The organism is Sphingomonas populi, from assembly GCF_004208535.1.
Taxonomy (GTDB): domain Bacteria; phylum Pseudomonadota; class Alphaproteobacteria; order Sphingomonadales; family Sphingomonadaceae; genus Sphingomonas; species Sphingomonas populi.
The window spans coordinates 1-2,224 of the sequence record NZ_SGIS01000120.1 but is presented as its reverse complement, the minus strand read 5'-3'; the positions used below and the strand labels follow the sequence as shown (position 1 = coordinate 2,224).

General features: G+C 58.8%; 5 protein-coding genes and 1 pseudogene. 2 read left to right on the top strand and 4 right to left on the bottom strand.

Going from position 1 to position 2,224, the window contains the following annotated elements; genetic code table 11:
* Window positions 1-190: hypothetical protein (locus tag EWE75_RS25390; protein ID WP_206364883.1), on the top strand; the 190-nt coding region annotated here is incomplete at its 5' end.
* Between the two features lie 325 nt (window positions 191-515).
* Here the strand turns inward: EWE75_RS25390 and EWE75_RS24325 are convergent.
* Both EWE75_RS24325 and EWE75_RS24320 read right to left on the bottom strand, forming a co-directional pair.
* Window positions 516-722, bottom strand: a complete 207-nt coding sequence (locus EWE75_RS24325) for a helix-turn-helix transcriptional regulator (RefSeq protein ID WP_130160599.1) — start codon at window positions 720-722, stop codon at window positions 516-518.
* Window positions 715-1,170 (bottom strand): hypothetical protein, encoded by a 456-nt coding sequence (locus EWE75_RS24320; protein WP_130160598.1) that lies wholly within the window; start codon window positions 1,168-1,170, stop codon window positions 715-717. Before EWE75_RS24320 ends, EWE75_RS24325 begins: the two co-directional genes overlap by 8 nt.
* A gap of 179 nt (window positions 1,171-1,349) precedes the next feature.
* On the opposite strand from EWE75_RS24320, the gene EWE75_RS25240 reads away from it, so the two are divergent.
* A complete protein-coding gene (locus tag EWE75_RS25240) occupies window positions 1,350-1,625 on the top strand; it encodes a hypothetical protein (protein WP_165388532.1) in 276 nt (91 codons plus the stop codon).
* Between the two features lie 155 nt (window positions 1,626-1,780).
* Here the strand turns inward: EWE75_RS25240 and EWE75_RS25235 are convergent, their stop codons facing one another.
* Window positions 1,781-2,125, bottom strand: coding sequence for an immunity protein Imm33 domain-containing protein (locus EWE75_RS25235; RefSeq protein WP_282432733.1), 345 nt, complete (start codon window positions 2,123-2,125; stop codon window positions 1,781-1,783).
* A pseudogene (locus EWE75_RS24310) lies at window positions 2,100-2,224 on the bottom strand (IS630 family transposase); the annotation flags it as partial. The pseudogene EWE75_RS24310 and the gene EWE75_RS25235, both read right to left, overlap by 26 nt.

Sequence of the window (2,224 nt, the reverse complement as noted above, 5' to 3'; positions counted from 1 at the left end):
GACGCGCGAATGGCATTACGGCCAGCGGTGCTATGTGCCGCACCAACAGGTCGGACACATGGCCGCACCAACCAGCAATGCGATGCTCAATATGTCCCTTGCCAACGGAGGGCCGTCCACACATGGGGCGCTTGCAGAAGGTGCGCTAACTGTAGCGGCTCGAAATGATGCGCGCCCGGAACTGCAATAAAGGGCAGTTTGCGGCCCACATTGGCTGAGACGGATCGGGGTGGCAGGCGCACATTCGGTGAGACGCAAACCACAATCGGTGCGACGGACGCACGATACTGATCCGTTCGCGCGCGATGCTGGAAACCGCGAGAAAAGCCGGCCAGCGGGGACCAAGCCCGCGCTGATTTCGGAATCGGGTTTTCTGGCAGCAATACCCGCCACGGCGCGGTTTTTTGTCGATCGCGAGAAAACCGCTCGTTTTTCTTGCGGTGCTGGCGTCGGTACGATCGGCAGGCATTCCCGATTCCGGTCATTCGCACGCCCGGCGGTCGCTGGATCAAGGCCTAGTTTTCAACCCAGAACAGTTGCTCGACCGGAAGGGCTAGTGCTGCGGCCAGCTTTAACGCAAGCAGAGCCGATGGCGTGAAGACACCATTCTCTACCGTGTTCACGGTCTTGCGGGTCACGCCAACGCGCTCTGCAAGCGCCGCCTGCGTAAGGCCCGACTCCAACCGTCGTTCCTTGATCCGATTGGCCAGCCGATCAGTCATGCCGCGCGGCGCGTCGTTCGAGGATCGCGAACTTCACGAGCGCAACAGCGATGCCGACACTCATTACCAGATGCACGGCCTCGCGCCCCGGCACGGCCCGGCTCATGCTGACGAAATAAACGACCATGCAAACGATCATGCTTGCGATGAAACCGAGGCAGAGGGCGGCGTCGCGATGGGCACGCGTAGCCTCGTCGTTGGCAAGTCGGCGCACTTTGCGCGGATAGAACCACGCACCGCCCGTGGTCAGCAGAAGAAGGATCGTCGTGGAAAGCGCCAACCAGGAAACGAGCTGGATGTTCTGGATCGGGGCGTCGCCGGTTCCTGCTCCAGTCCCCAGGAAATACGAAAGCTGCTGCGCAACATAGATAACCACCATTACGGGCAAAACACGTGCCCGCCTGTCATTTACGCGATCCGCGATCGAGCTTGCTGAGTCTTGCGGCATTGCGGCCTCCCATGTGTCACCCTGAGGTTACTAGTAACTCAGGGGTTACATTCGTCAAGAGGCAATCCACGCGAGTTCTCGATGGCTGAGACACCCTTGCACCACTTGCCACCGTTCTTGGGCGGACGGATCAGCATCTCGCGTCCGTCGCACCAAATGTGATTTGCGTCTCACCGAACGTGCGTCTGCCGATCGCCAGCGTCTCACCGAATTCGAGCCGGAAAGCGCCCTTTATTGCAGTTCCGGGAGATCATCATTACGAGCCGTTACAGCTAACCGTTTCCTCGCGCTTCTATGCAATGATCGGTCAGGAGATCTCGAAGGTATTGCGACTGGAGCGCCGTTTTCGCGACAGTGTGACCCTCTTGCAGCAAGGCAGCCTCGACCTCCTGCCACCCCGCATAATTTCCCGACCGGGCAAGCACACCAGCACGCTGCACGGCCTTCATGTTTAAGTGACGCGGATCGGGTCGCATGACGGCACGATACGACTTCGGCGATTGTCCGCAACTGGGCGACCGGATCGCGACGGAAGGGCCGGAATGGCGAAAAGTGGTGGAAAAGCGACAGGCAGCTTACGAACGTACAGCTCAGTAGGCCGCCGTTCTCGTCAGGCTTCCTGCTCGTATGTGTTTGTCGCGAAATTTCGGAAAAAGCGAGAACCGATGGGAGCGTCGAGCAGGCTTAGCCAGCTATCATCTCGGTTGAGGACCAGCCCGAGAGCCACATATTGCGACTTTCGCGCGTCCAACTCCTCTTCGGTTACATGAGCCATACGTCCACGAATGCGCCAGCCGCTATCGGGGAATGCGTCACCCTCTTCGTGCATGTCTGCTTCTTCCCGATAAATGTATTCGACGGGCTCAGAACCATCGACAACGCACTCGTCAACGAGGCAGCGGTCCCAATATTCGCGATAATCGTTCGGCCTAGTGGATTGATTCCAACGTTTGATGCCCGCGCCTGACGGCTGCGATAATCTGATCGGGATTGGCCTTCCAGACGAACGGCTTCGGTTCCTGATTATGCTCTTTTATGAAGCGGTTGATGGCGG

What these genes read in the sequence shown, in the direction of transcription:
- EWE75_RS24325 (WP_130160599.1), bottom strand. Translation starts at nt 722, where the DNA reads ATGACTGATCGGCTGGCCAATCGGATCAAGGAACGACGGTTGGAGTCG.
- EWE75_RS24320 (WP_130160598.1), bottom strand. Translation starts at nt 1,170, where the DNA reads ATGCCGCAAGACTCAGCAAGCTCGATCGCGGATCGCGTAAATGACAGG.